We start from the raw sequence: 14,642 nt of genomic DNA, 5'->3' as shown, positions 1-14,642 counted from the left end.
ACAGTTCATCCGTTGTTGCCGTATCCCTGCGGTCCGCCCTGTCCCCCGGTCTCCATCGGGCTGCTGATGATCTCCTCGTACTCCTCCTTGCTGAGAATCTGGGGCTCGTAGGTAACTCCCCTGTTCTTAAGGGTGCTCACGAAGGACCTGAGGTGGTTCCTCGAACCCATCATGAGGTTCTCGTAGACGGTTATTATGTCAACCTTGTTCGTCTGGGCTATTCTCTCCTGGAGGTCTACTATGTCTAGCTCTTCTATCAGAGCTCCAACCTTAAGGGCGTCAACTTCGCTCTGCATTCCCATCTCGATAAGCTGGTTGTAGAGCTCCTGGAGGTGTGGGTTCTGGAATTCACCTACTCCTTCGTTTATCGTTGGGTCTGTGAGGTTGTACTTCTGGAGGAGCATTCTAACGGTGTCGATGTGGGTTGTCTCACTCTGGGCTATGTTGTTGAATATCTGAAGCCCCCACTTGTCGTAGAGCTTAACGTAAACGTCGTGGGCAAGTTTTTCCTCCTCGACCATGTAGAGCAGACCATTCTTTTCCTCTTCCGTTAGAGGTGCGGCTGGAAGGGAGTCAATGTATGACTGCAGGTTTTGCGTGTCGATGTTTCCATTTGAATCAGCAACTAGCGGAATCGTATCGGTGGGCGTCGAAGTTTCCGTGGGAGTTATGGAGGTCTCTGTGTTGCTAATGCATCCAGCCGCGAGAACGCTTAGGAGCAGAATCCCAACCAGGAAAAATTCGTAAATCTTTTTCATAACTATCACCCCGCCAGGGATTGCTCCCCGGAATTTGCACGGTGATATTTATTTGATGGCTCCTAAATAGGTTTTGGTTGTAACCACTGGGTTAGTGCTGAAGTAAGGCTTATCTTCGCGTGGTCATACCCTCTTAGGGGTGGTGATGATAAACCCGAGGTTCATATCCGAGAACGTTGCCTTCTCTTCAATGCCCTATCCTGAGGACATTCCAAGACTTGCTGAGGAGTTCGGGGCCTTCGTTGTACTGGTCGAGGATCATGAGCTCTTCTATGGCCTCGAAAAGCTGAAAGAACTCGGCCCGGAAGTTCTCCACAGCCCGATTCCTGACTTTACTGCTCCAAGCCTTGAAGCGCTCCTTGAAATACTCCGGTGGATCGGGGAGAAAACGAGGGAAGGCAAGCGGGTTCTGATACACTGTCTCGGCGGCTCAGGGAGGAGTGGGACTGTGGCGGTTGCATGGCTGATGTACTCCAAAGGATTGTCGCTGAGAGAGGCGCTCTACCGCGTCCGCTCGCTCAGACCAACTGCCGTCGAGACACCCGACCAGCTGAACGTTTTAAAGATGTTAGAAAAATTTTTGAAAAAATGACGGTTTTTATTGTGAAATTCGTGGCTACCGCTTCAAGAACGCCGTGACAAGGGAGCTCTACGTGAAGCCCGACCCCTGCGTCCTCTGAGAGCTCATTAGGGGAGAATACGGCGTTTACATCGGCCACACCCACAACGATGAGCTCCTAGTGGAAAACTACTGGAGGGAATACGGCGATTTCGATTTCCTGATGGTCGGCAGGGGCGTGACTGACGTCAACGAAGCGGTAAGGAGTATTTTATCACTCTAAAGCCCTGTAGAACCTTTTGTAGGCTTTTTTATCTCCTTCTCACTAAGCCTCTTTCTAGGCTTGCTCGGGTTCGGCTTCCCTTCTCGCAGAAACTGCGGGGACTCCTCTATCTCCCCCTTGAGCGTTTAAGAACCTCCTCGACGAAGTCCTGCGAGTCGTTGAGAACGGCCTTTCCGTAAGTCTCTAAGAAAGCGTGGGAGGTGCCCCCGAACCTTCCCAGCCCTCCCTCCATTGAGAGCGCCAGATAGGAGAGTCCCAGAAAGTAGGGAACGCCTATGACGAAGCCCATGATCCTATCGTAGGTTCTGGCCTCAAGGAACTCCACTTTTCCGCCAAGGGATTTTATTAACTCCCCAACGACCTTAGAATCCTCCTCCCTCCCTGGCACTGGAACCACTATGAACTTTATGCTTCGTAGGAAGCCGTCCCAGACCCAAACGTTAGGTGGATACTGGCGACCTTAACCTCCCTCGGAAAGTGCCTGTAAAGACCAACGATGTCTGCTTTGAACGTTGCTATGTCAAAGATTACCTTTGCCCCTCCGAGTTCCTTTGAAAGTGCGGAGAGCTCCTTAAGCTGGTGTGGAAGTGCGGAGATGAATGAGGCAAGGATTACAGGTTCTGCCCACGAGTAAAGCTCACTCAGCGAGTCGAAGTCCATTCGCTCGTGCTGCGAGTACACCCTCACCTCGTGCTCCTCGCCAAGACATTCCCTAAAGAACCTTCCCATTTTTCCGTAGCCGACGATTTCGATGCCCATTCTACCTCCTCCCTTATTATCTTGAGTCCCTCTTCAAACCCCTTCCAGGTAAAGGATATCCTAATGAAGTCCCTATAGTCACCAAAAGCAACTCCTGGAAAGACAGCTACTCCCCGGTTAAGAAGCCGCTCCGCAAAGGAGAGACCATCCCCTGGGACGTGCAGAAAGACATAAAACGCCCCTTCTGGGGGATAAAACTCCAGACCATTGAGTATCCTGACCGCCCTTTTCACTCTCATCCTGTACTCGTTCCTAACCCTCTTCTTGATCCTGTCCCTGAGCTCGAGGGCCTTTATCCCAGCCCTCTGGACAAAGGGAGGCACGCAAGTGGCGGTCACCTCGATGAACCCTCTCAACTTTTTGGCGTCCTCTTCTTGGGCTATTGCATAGCCGAGGCGGAAGCCCGTCATGGAATAGAGCTTTAAGAAGCTCTTCACAGTTATGGCGTTCTCGTAGAGCTCCCTACCTGGGGTGTGCTCATTGAAGCTCAACTCAGCGTAGACTTCATCCGAAAGAACCTTGATGCCCCTTTCCTCAGCAGCTTCAAGAATTCTTTTAAGCTTTTCTCTCGAGGGAACCCTCCCCGTCAGGTTGTTCGGATAGTTCAGTATGAGCAGGTCGGCGTTTATCTCCTCAACCTGGGGGAGCCATCCATCCTTAAGCTAGGTCTTTATCACCTCGACATCTTTTTTGAACCTCTTGGCTATGAGCGTGTAAGCGTTCCAGTGGGGAAACGACTGCGATCCTCCTTGCTCTCGCTATCACCGCCGAGATGAATATCTTCGCACCCAGACCCACCACGACCTCCTCCGGGGAAATCCCCTCGAGGTTCTCTATGGCTTCCCTGAGCTCTCCTATCCCGGCCGTTGAGGTGTAACCGGTTTCTCCGGCTCGAAGCGCCCTCACAGTTTCAGCTATTATTTCTCCATCAACAGGGATGTCTGGTTGGCCGGCGTCTAGCCTTATTTTAGGGTCGAGCTCGTTTATCCTGTTGAAGAACTCATAGATGTTGAACATTCCTGCTCACCGATATTATTGCTTCAAAAACTCTCCTGAACTTTTTGGCCCTTTCTAAAACCTCCCTCTCCCGCTCATTGTCTATAATGGGTAGGCCCGCCGCGGCCTTTAGCGTCCCTATCTCCCTAGCAACTTCGAGCCTCTTCTCGAGCAGTCTAATTATCTCCTCATCTATCCTGTCGATCTCGCCCTGAGCTCCTTTATTTTAAGAACCCTATCTTGCATTTTCAAATCCCACCCAGGCCATTCTCCTGAGCAGATGATCCGCCAAGACTATGGCCATCGCCCCCCTCAACGACGGGCAGGGCCTTGGGGACGATGCACGAGTCAAAGCGCCCCCTGAGCCTTACCCACTCCTCTTTCATCCCCAGAGGTTCACCGTTCTCTGGGGAAGATATATCGACGGGGTGGGCTTTACGACAACCCTAGCCACTGTTGGCATGCCCGTCGTCATTCCACCGAGAAAACCCCCGTGGTTGTTCGTCTCAGTAACGACCTTACCGTTCCTTATGATGAAGGGGTCGTTGGCCTCGCTTCCCTTGAGCTCCCCAAACCTGAAGCCCAAACCGAACTCCACCCCCTGACCGCCGGTATCCTGAAGGAAGCCGATGCCAGATCCGCCTCTATGTCCTCCTCATAGGGGCCGCCCAGCCCTGCGGAACGTTCCTTGCCACAGCTTCCATGATCCCTCCAACGCTGTCCCTGCTCTTCCTAGCGTCTTCCATAACCTCTCGCATCTCCCGGAAGGCCTCTTCGTCGGGGCAGTACAGGTTCTCCGATGAGAACACCTCCTCGACGCTCAACTCCCTAGCCTCAACGGGGTCTATCCTCTCTATGTAAGCCCTGACCTCGATCCCAAAACCTCTCCAGTATCTTTTTGGCGAAGTATCCAGCCACCACGATCCCGACCGTGAGCCTGCCTGACAGGTGCCCTTCCCCTGTAGTCGTTGTAGCCGAAGTATGTTATTCTGGCCGGGTAGTCCCCGTGTCCTGGTCTTGGAGTGTCCTTTATCTCCTCGTAGTAGGATGACTCAACGTCCAGGTTCTCCACGATGAGGGCTATTGGCGTCCCCGTGGTGTGTCCCCTGAAGACTCCCGAGAGTATACCGGGTCTGTTCCCCCTCCTTCCTCTTCGTTGCGAACCTCCTTATCCCCTTCCTTCTTTCGAGCTCTGCCGTGAGCTCTCCTTCTCGAACCTCGATCCCGGGGGGCACTTCCATGATGACAACCCCAATGGCTTTTCCATGGCTCTCGCCGAAGAGGGTGTAGCCGAGCAACCTCATCTCACCAGCCTCCTAAGGTCGTTTAAGAAGCAAGGGGGGATTTGGAAACTCTCCCCGTTTCAGGGATAACGCTTTCTCCCCTCGCCCCCAGCGCCGCCACGACCATGGCCATGGCTATCCTGTGGTCGTTGAAGGTCTCAAACTGCCCTCCCTTAGGCCTTCCCCCTCTATCTCCAGCCCGTCCGGAAGCTCCCTTACCCGTATCCCCATTCTTGAGAGGTTGACGGCCATCGCCCTTACCCTGTCGCTCTCCTTGAACCTGAGCTGCCTCGCCCTCAGGACGCTCCTTCCCTCGGCGAGGAGGGCTAGGAAGTACGCCCTGTGGGTGTAGCTCTTCGAGGGCGGTGCCTCCATCTCGCCGGTCACTTCACCAACTGGCCTTATTATCGCTCCCACTCCAGATCACCTTAGATTTCTTATTTCAACCTCCCCAAAGGGCTCCCAAGCCTCGGCCAGCCTTTCGGGCTCGTCGGTAATGGCGAAGACCGCCGGTCCCTTCCTACTGAGGCCCGGAACGGCGCCCATACTCATGGCCACTCTGAAGGGCTTCGTATCGTGGCCGAGGAACGTCCCGGATATTAACCCGTTTATCACCGCCGCCTTTCTCCACTCCCCGGGCCAGCGCAAGCCTGAATGCTTCCTCAACGTACGGCCTCAACACGGAAAAGTCTAGCCCCCTCAGGCTCTCCGTCATAAGGCTCTCCCCGGGCATGAGCACAACGGTTTCACCTTCCACTTCCCTCCTCCCGAGTAGCTCGTTTTCTGTGTTGTCCGTTATGCAGAGGCCGCCGAAGTAGGAAGCGCAGGCGTCGTCGAAGGCCCCCGTGAGCGTAACGCCGGCCCGCTTCGCGGCTTCCACACCAAGCCTGACGACCTGTAAGGGCTCAATGTCGAGCTTCAGTGCCTTGACGAGTGCCTCCGTGAGGGCGTTGGCCGCGGCGGAGCTACTCTTCAGGCCCTTTCCTACTGGTATTTCAGAGGTTATCTTAAACCTGATTCCGAAGTCCCCGCCCGTGAGCTCCCTGAGGAGGCCTACCACCGCCCGGACGAACCTACAGTCCTTAACCTCTTTTTCCCTCACAAGTATTTTCCTCTCCACCCCCCAGAGGTTACTTTAACCCTCGCACTTGTCCACATATCAATCCCGATTGCCGCCTCCTTTCCGGTTGCGAAGGTGTTAACCACCGTGGCAGCCACGCTTGCTGAGCCCTTCAAGCGCAACCCTCCTCATGAAATCAACGTCGGGACTCACTCCCGTCCAGAGGCGGAAGCTTTCAGCCCATGATAGACGAGCATCCAGAGGTCGTCTACCGTAAGGCATCCCCTCGCCTCGGCCTCCCTGAGGAGAACCTCAACAGAGGGTGCGTCCGCGGGTATGATAACCCTCACGTTGGGGAGCACTCTCATGAGGGCAACGTCCTCCAGACACTGGTGGAAGGAGCCGTCGAGGTAGTCAGAGAAGCCAGAGTGGGTCGAGACGAGCTTGACGTTCAGGTTGTCCCTCGCGACGGTGTTCCTTATCTGCTCCCACCCCTCATGAGGAACGAGGCGAAGGCCGAGGCCAGGGGTATCTTCCCGGCTATTGCAAAGCCAGCTGCCATCGATACCATGTCCTGCTCGCTTATCCCCACCTGAAAGAACCTGTTTGGGAAGGCCTTCTCAAAGTGTGACGTCCTCGTTGAGTTCTTCACGTCTGCATCGAGAACTACCAGCTTCAGTTCTTCCCTTTCAATCTCCCCGAGGGCCCGTCCAAAGGCTTCACGGAAGCTCTCTATCACTTCTCCCACTCGCTATTATGACCTTGGGCCTGCCATTGATTCTCTCGGCGTAGTCCAGAGTCGTCTCTATCGTGCTCCTCTCGTTAGGAACTTCTATGACCGTCCAGCCGAAGACGCGCCACTTGTCTGCCAGGGGTTCCTTCCTCAGCGTCTCCTCGGTTCCGCCGGTGAGCTGGAAGTAGTTCCTGTCAACGATCGCTATCACGTTGTTGAGGCTGTAATGGGAAGCGGTCATGGATGCCTCCCACACCTGACCCTCATCGAGCTCGCCGTTGCCGAGGATGACGTAAACCTTTCCACCCCTTCCGTCCGCCCTCTTGGCCAGTGCTATGCCGTTTGCCACTGACAGACCCTACCCGGGGGAGCCACTGGAGACCTCAATGAAGGGCAATCCCCTCGCAACATGGCTCGGCAGGCCGTCTATGTCGGCGAACGTCAGTAGCTCTTCCCATGTTGTGAGGCTCATCTCGTGGAGGGTTACGTAAAAAGCGGGTGCGGAGTGGCCCTTGCTGAGCATCACCACGTCTTCCTCGCCCGTCCTTTCGAGTACTGCCGAGGGTATATCCAGACAGGTCTCGGAGGGGCTCAGGTGGAAGCTGTTGACCCTCTCGACCATGTTGCAGAGCCTGAAAACGGCTTCACTCATTTTCATCAACCTCCTGAAGATTAAGAACAAAGAACCCGTGCTCGGTAAGGCAGACCGGGTTGAGGTCGTCCCTGGTTCAGTAGTCTATGAGGCCGAGATCATTTAGTATCTTGGCGTTCAGTTTGAGGGTTGATATAGGCTTCTTCCTTTTCCTGCTGAGCTCCTCAATGAGGGCGTTGAGGGAGCGTTGTCTTCCGTTAACGCTCCTCAGATCAGCCGCTGGTTCTCGTTCAGTGCCCTGAGAACAAGTTTCCTAATCCCCTCATCCCCGAAGGGGGTTACCAATATTGGTGGGGCATCACCTTCGGTTCTGCCATGACGACCACTGGGATTATGGGGAACGTTGCCCCTGTTTAAACCCTTGGACAGGAAGGCTGGCCGTTGTACCAACTGGATAAACTCCAACCATCCATTTCCGCCAGTAGTTCCCCATATACGGGAACATCTTGTCACCATGACCCCCAACTGCCCAAAACGTTATCTGGACAGGAACGAACTTCCGCCAGTGATGGGATGAGGGTTGCCGTTATCGGCGCTGGAACTACGGAAAGTGCAGTTGCCAAAGCCCTGAGCGAGGCTGGCCATGAGGTCATCGCTACCTGGAGAAACATTGAGAAGGTCAAATGGCTTGAGGAGCATGGCGTAAAGCTCACGCGGGACAACGTGAAGGCGGCGGAATGGGCTGATGTTGTTTTCTCGCGGTCAAGCCGAACAAAGTTGGGCAGTGCTGTACGAGATAGGGAAAAGCTCGACGGAAAGCTGCTAATATCGCTGGCCGCTGGCATAGGGCTCGAATACATAGAGAGAAAAGTTCCGAAGGCTAAAGTGGTCAGGGCGATGCCCAACATAGCCGTTCTCGTCAAGGAGTCTTTTACGGCATATGTCACTGACCTAAATGATGACGACCTGAAAACCGTTGAAAATTTCTTTTCAGCCTTTGGAAAGTACATAAAGGTTGAGGAGGAGCACATGGACGCCATAACGGGACTCAGCGGTTCCGGACCTGCCTACGTGACGGTGTTCCTTGAGGCGATGGTCTACGGCCGCTTAAGGGTCGGTCTGCCGAGAGAAATTGCCTGGCTCGCCGCCCTCCAGACCCTCCTCGGGACGACGAAGCGCCTCATGGAGACGGACAGACATCTGGCCGGGGTGGGGGGTGATAGCCCCCTGTGGGACTATGATAGACGGCGTCTTTGGGCTCGAAGAAGGAAGGGTGAGGACGGCGGTGATGAATGCCATAGACGCGGCGACCAAAAAGTCGAAGATACTCTCAAAAAAGGTCTAAAACCCGTTGGGGCTCATGACTTCCTCCAGCCTTTTCCTCTCGTACTTTGGCTTCAGATCAGCAGGATATCCAACGGGGAGGATGATCTGGAGCTTGTAGTCCTTTGGAGCGTTCAAAAGCTCTTCTACCAGCCTCGGATTCGGTGGCGTGTACGTAACCGTGCCGAGCACTTCTTCCTCCAGCGCGAGGAGGAGGTAGCCAACCGCTATCCAGACCGACTGGAGTCAGTAGGGCGCTTTGGTGTTGCCGAAGACGAGTATCCGGGGGGTGCATCGCTCAGGAAGGGCCTCTCTGGTGAGAACCCTTTTTCCTGAAGCCACTCACCGAGATCTCCTTCAACCTTCTCGTAGAACCTCCTCTCGGTATCTTCGCAAAGCTTTCTTATCCTGCTCTTGAGCCACTCGTCATCGATTACGACGAAGTGCCACGGCTGCGCGTTCATCCCTGAGGGGGCTTCTTTGCGGCTTCTATTGCTCTCATAATTGCATCCATCGGAGGCTTAGGGGAGAGGAACTGCCTTACAGTCTTTCTCCGCTTTGCCAGCTTGAGAACCCTCATGCAACCACCGTGGAAGTTAGAAAGCGGAGAATAAAACATTAACTCAGACGTAGAAGACCATCCCATCGTATGCGACCAGAACTTTGTTGCCCCACCTTTTACGTACGTGTTTGGTGAACTCCAGGAAGGGCAGGTTTTTATGGGATATGTGGCTCAGCACTGTTCTCTCTGCAATTTCAAGCCCACTCTCAGCGGCCTCATCAACGTTGTTGTGGTATGGATCGCTGAATCCGGAAGGATAAGTGGCATCGACTATCGCCAGTCTCAGAGGGGCCTTTTCCTGAGAATCTCCCGGGTCTCCTCGGGCAGTTCCTTGGTATCGTAGAGCAGAGCTAGCCCTTCCGTCTTCTTCTATGAGGTAGCCGAGGGTTTCAACCTGGTGGTTAAGCCTGAGGGCGATAATCCTCAGCGTGTCAACCTTCACTGTATCGCCGGGCTTTATTACCTCGGGTCTCTAGAGGCCGTAGAGGTGGTCGTGATGCCAATGTGTAAGAAAAATCGCCTTAAGGGGTACGTTAAGGTGGTCCCTTATGTCCGTCCCAACGTCGAAGATAACAGCTTTTCTATTTTCCGTGATTACCGCCAGCGTTGAAGGCTTTCTCTGAGCAAAGCCGAAGTTTCTCGCTTCGCTGCATGAGGGACAGGTGCATAGGTGGGATGGAATGCCCTCGCTGCCGCCCGTGCCAATGAAGTAGACTATCATGCCATCCCCTGTTTTATAGCTGTGAAATATTTCCTTTATAAGGATTGTTCCCAAGTTTTTCCATGAAATTCATCGCTGACATGATGCTGGGTCGTTTGGCAAGATGGCTCCGCCTTTACGGCTACGATACTCTCTACGGCATCACGGACGACGAGGGGATAATTCAAGTTGCACTCGCCGAGGGGAGAGTAATACTCACGAGGGACTCTGGCTTGGCTGAAAGGGCAAAAAAGCTCGGGGCTGAGGTAATCCACCTCTCCTCGAACTTCCTTGAAGAACAGGTTGAGGAGCTCAAAAAGTACAGCTTGGAGTTCAGGGAGCTCTTTCCGGCCAATGCGAGGTGTCCAAAGTGCAACGGTCCGATAAGGCCTGTTAAGAAAGAAGAGATTAAAGGGAAAGTTCCACAGAGTGTTTATGAACGCTACGACGAGTTCTACGTCTGCGGGAACTGCGAGCAGATATACTGGCCAGGAAGGCAGTGGAGGGAGATGCTCAAAATCGACAAGAGGCTGAGGAGGATTTAAAAACTTCCACCCGAAGTCTGGTTGGTGAGCCGATGGAGTGGAAGGAATGGGAGCCATTCTACCTCAGGATCGTCCGGGAGATGGGTTATTCCATTGAGAAAGACCGCGAAGCTGCCCAAATACTGCGAGCACTTCTGTTGGAAGGTGATGAGTATATCCTGAAGGAGGAGCTTGGGGCGGTTATCGAGAGGAAGATCTACGTTTTTGGTGCGGGTCCAAGTCTGGAAAAGGCCCTGGAAAAGTTTGACTTCTCTGACGGGACTCTCATAGCGGCTGATGGGGCAACGTCAGCCTTACTTGAGTTTGGATTGGTTCCCGATATAGTAGTCACCGACTTGGACGGCAGAATTCCTGATCTGAAAATAGCCAACGATAGAGGGTCTTTCTTGGTAATCCACGCCCACGGCGACAACATCGAGAAAATGAATGTTTATGTACCCATCTTCCAGCGAATTCTCGGGACGTGCCAGACGGAGCCTCTTGACATTGTTTACAACTTTGGAGGTTTCACCGACGGAGATAGGGCCGCTTTTCTTGCAGAGGCCCTCGGGGCGAGGGAGATAGTTCTTGTCGGCTTCGACTTCGGGGAAACCGTCGGAAAGTGGAGCAAACCCAGCCTGAGGGAGCACTCCCCCGTCTGGGAGAGCAAGAGGAAGAAGTTTGTCTTCGCCCAGGAACTGTTAAAATGGCTGGAGGGGAATGGGAGCGCTAAAGTCACGTGGTTTTCGGCTTTAGACTTATAGGGGTAACTTTTTATATCGTTTCTCCGCATACTAACGTTTAGGTGATTCCATGGCGACGCTGAGATTGCGAAACTGCTGATAAAGATTGGAGGAATAATCTCGCTCATAGCCGGTGTTCTTGAGGGCTGGCACTCCTGATAATCATAATCGGGATAATTCTCGCGGTTCTGGCCTTCATACTCGTATGGTGGATTTACAAACGCTCCATTGAAGTGATTGAGCTCGTTGATATGGGTGACTACAAAAAAGCCAAGGACAAACTCATAATTCCGATGGTGCTCTCGCTGATTTTCTTCAGCACAATCAGTGGAATCCTGATGCCAATTGGCTTGATATTACTTCCTTCAAAGCCATCGGAGGCGTTGGAATCCAAAGGACCCACGGACTGTCAGGGGTGTTGAAAATAAAAAGAAACCTCAAAAGAGGTTCTTCAGTTTCTTTACCTTCCCGGCCTTTGTTTCTATGTAGCCAAACTTCTTCAGGAGCCTTAGAGTTTCTTCCAGGGCCTTTCTGGTAAAGTTTATGACGAGCATTCCCTTCTCCGTTGGGATCTCCATCGGTGAGGTCTTCAGGAATGCGTTTATGAGGTCTTCTTCAGGCACCTTCTCCTTTCCGATGGCCTTCAGAACTTCGGTAGCAACTATAGCCCTTCCAATGAGTGCAAAGTAGACCCTCAGAAGGTAGTCCTCCGGGAAGTACCTGCTCGCGAGCTTTCCGAGGGTGTTTATCTTGGCTATGTCAAGCTCTAGTATCTCGAACTCATACTCCGGGACGAGGTCGGTGAGGGCGAACTGCTTGGCTACCTTCTCGACTCCCTCTGGATTGTGGACAAGGTTGAAGGGGAATTTGAACTCGAACTTCAGGCTCATAATGTCAACGTCTTCTTTAAGCTTCACCACTCCGTCGCTGTAGTCTATCGCCCCGTTCTTCATGAGCTGGTCGAGGAGCTCGGCCATCCACGGCCCTTCTTGGATCAGGCTCTCGATGTGCTCGCCCACCTTGATGTGCTCGAGTAGGTGATTTAGGCTCTCCTTGAATGACAGGAAGCCCTCTTTCAGGGCCTCCCTATCGGCGCCGTTGAGAACCTCTATCTTCGCGCCGATTTCCTCCAACGTACCCTCTAGAAGGTAGCCAGCAAAGCTTTCGTAGCTCAACCTCTCGTGAAGCTCGAACTTGATTCCTTCCCTCTTCAAATCCGCGAGGAAGGCTCTCCTGATTGCCTCGTTCTTTGTGACGAACCTCATTCTATCACCGAACGGGAAACGGTTAAAAGCCTTATAGGTTTTTGGTTTTAGAGGTGAGACGATGAGCGAGGGGAAGCAGTACCTCCTCGACAAGACGCTCGAAACTTGGAAGGGAAAGAGGGTAGCGTTAGCCGTTAGCAGCGAACATTCTTTCACTGGAATACTCGAGGGCTTCGACGAGGAGGTTATTCTCCTGAAGGACGTCGTGGACATAGTCGGCAACAAGGCCAAGGCTCTGATAGTTAAAATCGATGACCTTAACTGGATAATGCTCCTCTGAGGTGATAATATGAAGGCCATATCCTTTGTTGGTTATAAAAAGAGCGGGAAAACAGCGACCCTTGAAGCAGTCGCAAGAGTTCTGAAAGAGCGCGGTTACAGAGTTGCGATAGCCAAGAGCATGCATGCAGACTTCGACAGAGAGAACAGCGACACTTGGCGCTTCTCAAAGATTGCCGATGCTGTCATCGTGAAGGCCCACGACACTGATGCGCTCCTCTTCAGGGCCAAGGACATAAATGCCCTCTTTTCGATGGTCAACGCCGATTTTCTTCTGTTGGAGGGCTTTAAATCGGTGCAACACTTGCCCAGGGTCATCTGTGCGAGAGATGCCAAGGACATCCTCGAGCTCAACAAGGGTCTAGCGATAGCGGTGAGTGGGATCATAGCCGAAAGTGGGATTGACGAGGTTGACGGATTGCCGGTTATAAACGCCCTCACCGAGCCCGAGAGGCTCGCAGACCTTATAGAGAAGCGCGCCTTCATGCTGCCCAACATAGACTGCAGGATGTGTGGGTACAAGTGCGCCGAGATGGCGAGGATGATTGTCAAAGGCGAGAAAACGCTCAACGACTGTAGGGTTCTCAGCTCAAAGCCGAAGGTCACCGTCAGGATAGACGGCCAAGTTCTTCCAATGAAGGACTGGGTACAGGAGCTCGTCGAGAAGACGATTAAGGGTATGCTCTCGGCAATGAAGGGTTACAGGGGTGGGAGGAAGATAGAAATAATCATAAGGGATTATTGAGTCTTTCGAAGTCCCTAAATCCAACACTTTCAATCCTTTTCCATCAACATTCTCCCTTTTTTGACCCTCTTTGCCATCGGTCCGTAATGCTACTCACGATTTCAACAGGAACTTCCAGAACTTTCTCTCCCTCAAGCACAAAAGCTCTGTAGTTTCCATTATCATCAACTATCAGCCACACAACTGGCCAGAGCATCATACCAGGCAGATCATTCCCGCTCGGCCTCGGTGGGCACTTTAGGTGGGAGTGGAAGATGCCGACAACTTCAAGTCCCCTTTCCTCTGCCTCATCTATGGTCTGCACCATTTCAAGGGGCTCCATTTCAAACCCTGTGGATGAGTTCAGGCGATTGGTGATGAAGCGAATTTTTTCAACAATAGCCTCCCCTTCTTTCTTCCTTCCAAATAGGAAGCCGCATATTTCGATTTCGGATTTCCTTGCCGTCTCGATAATCTGCTTTAGATTTCCTTGTCGAATCATTAACTTCATGTTTGAGAATATACCCGTTAAGCTTATAAATTTTGGACGAGTGACAGAATTTCGGCGGTGGTAAAATGAAATGGGCCCTCATCCTTCACGGTGGGAGGAACTCGGATGAAAGGGTTGTTTTCCACGCCGAGACCGCCGACGAGGCCAGGATGATGGCCGTCAGGGAAATGAAAAAGAAGGACGCAAGGGTTTTTGAGCTTGAGAAACTTGAGTGATTTCTCTGGCTCTCTTTCTTCTCCATTACACCACAACTTAGCGATGACAATCGTGTTAGCCACCTCTTGGCCATCCCTTCGGGCGGGCGCGCCATAAGGGCGACGTCGCCTTTGTAATGCTCGCCCCTCGCTATGCCATAGCCCATGGCCTTCCTCGCCTCATCCTTATATCTGGAGACCGTCTTTCGGTATGCTCAGCAGCACGCTACCATGCAACTACGTCCTTGGCATTTTCTAAACCGAACAGGATGAGCACCAGTCCAGTTAGCGTCGCGGCAAAGTAGACGTTGATGCTGACGAAGTGCATCGGGATTGAGAGTATCAAAATCAGTCCAGCGGTTCTCAGTATCGTCTGTTCGGTCATCCCGGCAAGCACGTCGAGGGTCTTGTAAATGTAGTAGAGTGAGAGCGCCTGCAGAAACAGGAAGACCACGTGAACGCCGTTGTAAACGAGCGGGCTCGTTTCAATTGGAGTTATTCCGAGCACTTTCGCCCAGCCAGATATGCCGAGGAATATCTTCGCCACGTAGAGTGGCATCGAGAGGAGAAAGGCAACTGTCGAAAGCCTAACCGCGTGGCCGAGCTCTTCTCTGCCGAGCTTTTCGAGCACTCTCCTAAGAAGGAGCAGGCCCACTATAGTGAGGGGGTAGAGGTACATCATGAGAACCAGCGTTAGCCCATAGACCCCCTGGAGCTTCCTTACTACTTCCATAGCATCACCCAGAAAAGATGCGCTCAAAAGGTTAAAAGGTTAGAGACTTGGCCATCAGCCC

At 52.9% G+C, this 14,642-nt stretch carries 21 protein-coding genes and 6 pseudogenes; 8 read left to right on the top strand and 19 right to left on the bottom strand.

Annotation, left to right across the window (positions count from 1 at the left end; genetic code table 11):
• Nucleotides 1–5: 5 nt before the first annotated feature.
• Entirely contained in the window at nucleotides 6–758 is a 753-nt protein-coding gene (locus A7C91_RS01185; RefSeq protein WP_068664186.1) for a DUF2202 domain-containing protein, read from the bottom strand.
• Nucleotides 759–903: 145 nt separating this feature from the next.
• Here A7C91_RS01185 and A7C91_RS01180 point away from each other — a divergent pair, with 145 nt between their 5' ends.
• Nucleotides 904–1,350 carry a protein-tyrosine phosphatase family protein gene (locus tag A7C91_RS01180; protein WP_068664184.1) on the top strand — a complete coding sequence of 149 codons (447 nt, stop codon included), beginning with the start codon at nucleotides 904–906 and terminating at the stop codon, nucleotides 1,348–1,350.
• Nucleotides 1,351–1,706: 356 nt separating this feature from the next.
• Here A7C91_RS01180 and A7C91_RS11480 read toward each other — a convergent pair whose 3' ends face one another.
• From A7C91_RS11480 to A7C91_RS11445, 13 genes and pseudogenes are all read right to left on the bottom strand, one after another.
• Entirely contained in the window at nucleotides 1,707–1,988 is a 282-nt protein-coding gene (locus A7C91_RS11480) for a hypothetical protein (RefSeq protein ID WP_234394423.1), read from the bottom strand.
• A gap of 17 nt (nucleotides 1,989–2,005) precedes the next feature.
• Nucleotides 2,006–2,287, bottom strand: a complete 282-nt coding sequence (locus A7C91_RS11475) for a hypothetical protein (protein WP_234394422.1) — start codon at nucleotides 2,285–2,287, stop codon at nucleotides 2,006–2,008.
• Nucleotides 2,284–2,949, bottom strand: coding sequence for a pyridoxal phosphate-dependent aminotransferase (locus A7C91_RS11470; RefSeq protein WP_234394482.1), 666 nt, complete (start codon nucleotides 2,947–2,949; stop codon nucleotides 2,284–2,286). Before A7C91_RS11470 ends, A7C91_RS11475 begins: the two co-directional genes overlap by 4 nt.
• A gap of 67 nt (nucleotides 2,950–3,016) precedes the next feature.
• On the bottom strand, nucleotides 3,017–3,376 hold the full coding sequence (locus tag A7C91_RS11465; RefSeq protein WP_234394421.1) for a hypothetical protein: 360 nt from the start codon (nucleotides 3,374–3,376) through the stop codon (nucleotides 3,017–3,019).
• On the bottom strand, nucleotides 3,360–3,530 hold the full coding sequence (locus A7C91_RS10675) for a chorismate mutase (RefSeq protein ID WP_234394481.1): 171 nt from the start codon (nucleotides 3,528–3,530) through the stop codon (nucleotides 3,360–3,362). Before A7C91_RS10675 ends, A7C91_RS11465 begins: the two co-directional genes overlap by 17 nt.
• Nucleotides 3,531–3,590: 60 nt before the next feature.
• A pseudogene (gene aroC, locus A7C91_RS01160) lies at nucleotides 3,591–4,659 on the bottom strand (chorismate synthase).
• Nucleotides 4,656–4,968 (bottom strand): annotated as a pseudogene (locus A7C91_RS12575) (3-phosphoshikimate 1-carboxyvinyltransferase); the annotation flags it as partial. The pseudogenes aroC and A7C91_RS12575, both read right to left, overlap by 4 nt.
• A 93-nt stretch (nucleotides 4,969–5,061) precedes the next feature.
• Nucleotides 5,062–5,880, bottom strand: a pseudogene (locus tag A7C91_RS01150) (shikimate kinase).
• Nucleotides 5,837–5,959 (bottom strand): hypothetical protein, encoded by a 123-nt coding sequence (locus A7C91_RS10950; protein WP_394326663.1) that lies wholly within the window; start codon nucleotides 5,957–5,959, stop codon nucleotides 5,837–5,839. The pseudogene A7C91_RS01150 and the gene A7C91_RS10950 overlap by 44 nt, the downstream one beginning before the upstream one ends.
• Nucleotides 5,908–6,153 (bottom strand): hypothetical protein, encoded by a 246-nt coding sequence (locus tag A7C91_RS12490; protein ID WP_394326662.1) that lies wholly within the window; start codon nucleotides 6,151–6,153, stop codon nucleotides 5,908–5,910. Before A7C91_RS12490 ends, A7C91_RS10950 begins: the two co-directional genes overlap by 52 nt.
• Nucleotides 6,154–6,176: 23 nt before the next feature.
• Nucleotides 6,177–6,446, bottom strand: a complete 270-nt coding sequence (locus A7C91_RS01145; RefSeq protein WP_267886240.1) for a transketolase family protein — start codon at nucleotides 6,444–6,446, stop codon at nucleotides 6,177–6,179.
• Nucleotides 6,418–6,780, bottom strand: coding sequence for a hypothetical protein (locus A7C91_RS11450; RefSeq protein ID WP_234394419.1), 363 nt, complete (start codon nucleotides 6,778–6,780; stop codon nucleotides 6,418–6,420). Before A7C91_RS11450 ends, A7C91_RS01145 begins: the two co-directional genes overlap by 29 nt.
• A 9-nt stretch (nucleotides 6,781–6,789) precedes the next feature.
• Nucleotides 6,790–7,083 carry a thiamine pyrophosphate-dependent enzyme gene (locus A7C91_RS11445; protein ID WP_234394418.1) on the bottom strand — a complete coding sequence of 98 codons (294 nt, stop codon included), beginning with the start codon at nucleotides 7,081–7,083 and terminating at the stop codon, nucleotides 6,790–6,792.
• 513 nt (nucleotides 7,084–7,596) lie between these two features.
• On the opposite strand from A7C91_RS11445, the pseudogene A7C91_RS01135 reads away from it, so the two are divergent.
• Nucleotides 7,597–8,169 (top strand): annotated as a pseudogene (locus A7C91_RS01135) (pyrroline-5-carboxylate reductase family protein); the annotation flags it as partial.
• Nucleotides 8,170–8,364: 195 nt separating this feature from the next.
• On the opposite strand, the pseudogene A7C91_RS01130 reads toward A7C91_RS01135, so the two are convergent.
• Nucleotides 8,365–8,926, bottom strand: a pseudogene (locus tag A7C91_RS01130) (nitroreductase family protein).
• Nucleotides 8,927–8,969: 43 nt separating this feature from the next.
• Nucleotides 8,970–9,629: pseudogene (locus A7C91_RS01125) on the bottom strand (MBL fold metallo-hydrolase).
• A gap of 62 nt (nucleotides 9,630–9,691) precedes the next feature.
• Between A7C91_RS01125 and A7C91_RS01120 the strand changes: the two are divergent.
• From A7C91_RS01120 to A7C91_RS11435, 3 genes are all read left to right on the top strand, one after another.
• Nucleotides 9,692–10,153: a Mut7-C RNAse domain-containing protein gene (locus A7C91_RS01120; protein WP_068664178.1), complete on the top strand. Its 462-nt coding sequence runs from the start codon at nucleotides 9,692–9,694 to the stop codon at nucleotides 10,151–10,153.
• Between the two features lie 32 nt (nucleotides 10,154–10,185).
• The gene (locus tag A7C91_RS01115) at nucleotides 10,186–10,896 is read left to right on the top strand and encodes a 6-hydroxymethylpterin diphosphokinase MptE-like protein (RefSeq protein WP_068664176.1); all 711 of its coding nucleotides are present in this window, start codon (nucleotides 10,186–10,188) and stop codon (nucleotides 10,894–10,896) included.
• 212 nt (nucleotides 10,897–11,108) lie between these two features.
• Nucleotides 11,109–11,297: a hypothetical protein gene (locus tag A7C91_RS11435; RefSeq protein WP_234394417.1), complete on the top strand. Its 189-nt coding sequence runs from the start codon at nucleotides 11,109–11,111 to the stop codon at nucleotides 11,295–11,297.
• A 15-nt stretch (nucleotides 11,298–11,312) separates the two neighbouring features.
• On the opposite strand, the gene A7C91_RS01105 is transcribed toward A7C91_RS11435, so the two are convergent.
• Nucleotides 11,313–12,140 carry a hypothetical protein gene (locus A7C91_RS01105; protein ID WP_068664174.1) on the bottom strand — a complete coding sequence of 276 codons (828 nt, stop codon included), beginning with the start codon at nucleotides 12,138–12,140 and terminating at the stop codon, nucleotides 11,313–11,315.
• Nucleotides 12,141–12,201: 61 nt separating this feature from the next.
• Between A7C91_RS01105 and A7C91_RS01100 the strand changes: the two genes are divergently transcribed.
• Nucleotides 12,202–12,420 (top strand): LSm family protein, encoded by a 219-nt coding sequence (locus A7C91_RS01100; RefSeq protein ID WP_068664172.1) that lies wholly within the window; start codon nucleotides 12,202–12,204, stop codon nucleotides 12,418–12,420.
• Nucleotides 12,421–12,429: 9 nt separating this feature from the next.
• Nucleotides 12,430–13,164 carry a molybdopterin-guanine dinucleotide biosynthesis protein MobB gene (locus A7C91_RS01095; RefSeq protein ID WP_068664170.1) on the top strand — a complete coding sequence of 245 codons (735 nt, stop codon included), beginning with the start codon at nucleotides 12,430–12,432 and terminating at the stop codon, nucleotides 13,162–13,164.
• A 43-nt stretch (nucleotides 13,165–13,207) separates the two neighbouring features.
• On the opposite strand, the gene A7C91_RS01090 is transcribed toward A7C91_RS01095, so the two are convergent.
• Nucleotides 13,208–13,654, bottom strand: a complete 447-nt coding sequence (locus A7C91_RS01090) for a M67 family metallopeptidase (protein ID WP_068664168.1) — start codon at nucleotides 13,652–13,654, stop codon at nucleotides 13,208–13,210.
• Between the two features lie 65 nt (nucleotides 13,655–13,719).
• Here A7C91_RS01090 and A7C91_RS10945 point away from each other — a divergent pair, with 65 nt between their 5' ends.
• Complete coding sequence (locus tag A7C91_RS10945) at nucleotides 13,720–13,869, top strand: hypothetical protein (RefSeq protein WP_199920061.1); 150 nt, start codon at nucleotides 13,720–13,722, stop codon at nucleotides 13,867–13,869.
• Between the two features lie 205 nt (nucleotides 13,870–14,074).
• On the opposite strand, the gene A7C91_RS01085 is transcribed toward A7C91_RS10945, so the two are convergent.
• Nucleotides 14,075–14,581 carry a transposase gene (locus A7C91_RS01085; RefSeq protein ID WP_068664166.1) on the bottom strand — a complete coding sequence of 169 codons (507 nt, stop codon included), beginning with the start codon at nucleotides 14,579–14,581 and terminating at the stop codon, nucleotides 14,075–14,077.
• Nucleotides 14,582–14,642 lie beyond the last annotated feature (61 nt).

It is taken from the genome of Thermococcus piezophilus (assembly GCF_001647085.1).
GTDB classification, from domain to species: domain Archaea; phylum Methanobacteriota_B; class Thermococci; order Thermococcales; family Thermococcaceae; genus Thermococcus; species Thermococcus piezophilus.
Note: the sequence above shows the minus strand (reverse complement) of the source record. Positions and strands in the feature narration are given on the sequence as shown.

Coding starts and splice junctions, on each gene's coding strand:
- A7C91_RS01105 (WP_068664174.1), bottom strand. CDS start 12,140: ATGAGGTTCGTCACAAAGAACGAGGCAATCAGGAGAGCCTTCCTCGCG.
- A7C91_RS10945 (WP_199920061.1), top strand. CDS start 13,720: ATGAAATGGGCCCTCATCCTTCACGGTGGGAGGAACTCGGATGAAAGG.
- A7C91_RS01085 (WP_068664166.1), bottom strand. CDS start 14,581: ATGGAAGTAGTAAGGAAGCTCCAGGGGGTCTATGGGCTAACGCTGGTT.
- A7C91_RS11445 (WP_234394418.1), bottom strand. CDS start 7,083: ATGAGTGAAGCCGTTTTCAGGCTCTGCAACATGGTCGAGAGGGTCAAC.
- A7C91_RS01095 (WP_068664170.1), top strand. CDS start 12,430: ATGAAGGCCATATCCTTTGTTGGTTATAAAAAGAGCGGGAAAACAGCG.
- A7C91_RS11465 (WP_234394421.1), bottom strand. CDS start 3,376: ATGTTCAACATCTATGAGTTCTTCAACAGGATAAACGAGCTCGACCCT.
- A7C91_RS01100 (WP_068664172.1), top strand. CDS start 12,202: ATGAGCGAGGGGAAGCAGTACCTCCTCGACAAGACGCTCGAAACTTGG.
- A7C91_RS01115 (WP_068664176.1), top strand. CDS start 10,186: ATGGAGTGGAAGGAATGGGAGCCATTCTACCTCAGGATCGTCCGGGAG.
- A7C91_RS01120 (WP_068664178.1), top strand. CDS start 9,692: ATGAAATTCATCGCTGACATGATGCTGGGTCGTTTGGCAAGATGGCTC.
- A7C91_RS01185 (WP_068664186.1), bottom strand. CDS start 758: ATGAAAAAGATTTACGAATTTTTCCTGGTTGGGATTCTGCTCCTAAGC.
- A7C91_RS01090 (WP_068664168.1), bottom strand. CDS start 13,654: ATGAAGTTAATGATTCGACAAGGAAATCTAAAGCAGATTATCGAGACG.
- A7C91_RS01180 (WP_068664184.1), top strand. CDS start 904: ATGATAAACCCGAGGTTCATATCCGAGAACGTTGCCTTCTCTTCAATG.